General features: G+C 75.6%; 3 protein-coding genes. All 3 read right to left on the minus strand.

Annotation, left to right across the window (positions count from 1 at the left end; all coding sequences use genetic code 11):
• Positions 1-504: Rv3654c family TadE-like protein (locus MXD58_RS27510; protein ID WP_250610966.1), on the minus strand; the 504-nt coding region annotated here is incomplete at its 3' end.
• On the minus strand, positions 501-992 hold the full coding sequence (locus MXD58_RS27515; RefSeq protein ID WP_248838201.1) for a TadE family type IV pilus minor pilin: 492 nt from the start codon (positions 990-992) through the stop codon (positions 501-503). The genes MXD58_RS27515 and MXD58_RS27510, both read right to left, overlap by 4 nt.
• 1 nt (position 993) lies before the next feature.
• Positions 994-1,404 carry a DUF4244 domain-containing protein gene (locus tag MXD58_RS30860; protein WP_308302061.1) on the minus strand — a complete coding sequence of 137 codons (411 nt, stop codon included), beginning with the start codon at positions 1,402-1,404 and terminating at the stop codon, positions 994-996.
• Positions 1,405-1,443 lie beyond the last annotated feature (39 nt).

Raw genomic sequence — 1,443 nt, forward strand, 5'->3', positions numbered from 1 at the left:
CGGCGAGGCTGACGACCGCGCGGACGCGCGGCCCGCCGACGTGCGGCCCGCCGACGTGCGTTCCGGACCAGCCGCCTGAACGGGTTGCGGTTGATAGGCGCCGCCCGCCCGGCCCCACGGCCCAGCGCGGGCATGGCCGATCACCTCGCCTCGCACGCCGATCACCGTCGGCAGCCGGACCCGGACGGCCACCTCGACCGCGTCGTCGACGACCTGGCAGCCGACCAGCTGCCCGCCGTTGGCAGCGCTCACTCGCGCGGCCAGCGCACACACCGCGTGTTCGTCCGCCGGGGGTGTGCCGGCCGCGGCGAGTGCCGCCAGGTCGGCGGCGCCGGCGGCCCGCTGCCGAACAGCGCCGATCACCGTGACGGTGAACGCGACGCCGGCCAGGGACAACAGCGCGAACATCATCGCAAGCAGCCACACGGTGGCGGAGCCGCTCTCGCGTAGGCCTGCCGCGTCGCCAGGCGGGACGCTCCCGCCCGCGCGCGCAGCCCTGGTCACGGGGGCCCTGAGTCGCGGCAGGGCGCGGCGGGGCAGTCGGGCGGCTCGGCGGGAATGCCTCCGAAAGGTGGCGTGGCGGCATCCGCCGGGGGCCGCTCGACGAAGGCCGCCTCGTCCGCAACGACGGCGCGGGCGGACACGACCAGGTCGGGGACGAAGCTGTCGAGGCCGGCCCTGCTGATGCGGGCCGAGACCTCGACCTCGAGCAGGCCCTCCTGGCGTCGAAGCCGAATCCGCGCCTGCGGGGGCGCGGCTCTGGCCACCGCGAGCGTCACCGTCGGATCCGATTCACCGCGGGCCGCCAGCCGGGCCCCGACGCGCGCCGCATCCGCGCAGCGGGCCTGCCCGGACACGGCGCCGAGCAGCCAGGCCGCCACGAAGAAGGCCGCGAACAGCGACGGCAGTCCGACCGCGAGCTCAGCGGTTGCCTGGCCACGGTCCGCCTGGCGGCGCTGGTTCGGCCCCGCGGTCTGCGCCCGCTCGATCACCTCAGAACGACACGGACAGCGCACGCTGCACGACCGAGGAGATCAGCGAGTGGGTCGCGGAGCTCGTCACGACCGCGTAGAGGACGCCGGCGAAGGCAACCGCGGCCAACGTGCCCACCGCGTATTCAGCGGTGGACATGCCCTGGTCGTGTCGAGGCCCGTGCCACTGGGGGGCCAGCGCGCGGCGCAGCGCGGATCGAGTCCGCGGGCGGCACGGCAGCCCACCGGATGACGGGCGGTCGAACGGCAGCAACACAGTTGCACCTCCGAGCGGGAAGGGGACGTGCGAGGGGGCGTACGGGAGGTCATCGGCACGCGGGTTGGGCAGGCCCCTCACGCCGGCAGCAGGCCGGGAAGAGAGCCAAGCACGACGGGCACGACTCCGAGCAGCAGGAAGGCGGGCAGGAAGCACAGCCCGAGCGGTGCGACGGCGAGCACGCCGCCGCGCCGC

Source organism: Frankia sp. AgKG'84/4 (assembly GCF_023242965.2).
Taxonomy (GTDB): domain Bacteria; phylum Actinomycetota; class Actinomycetes; order Frankiales; family Frankiaceae; genus Frankia.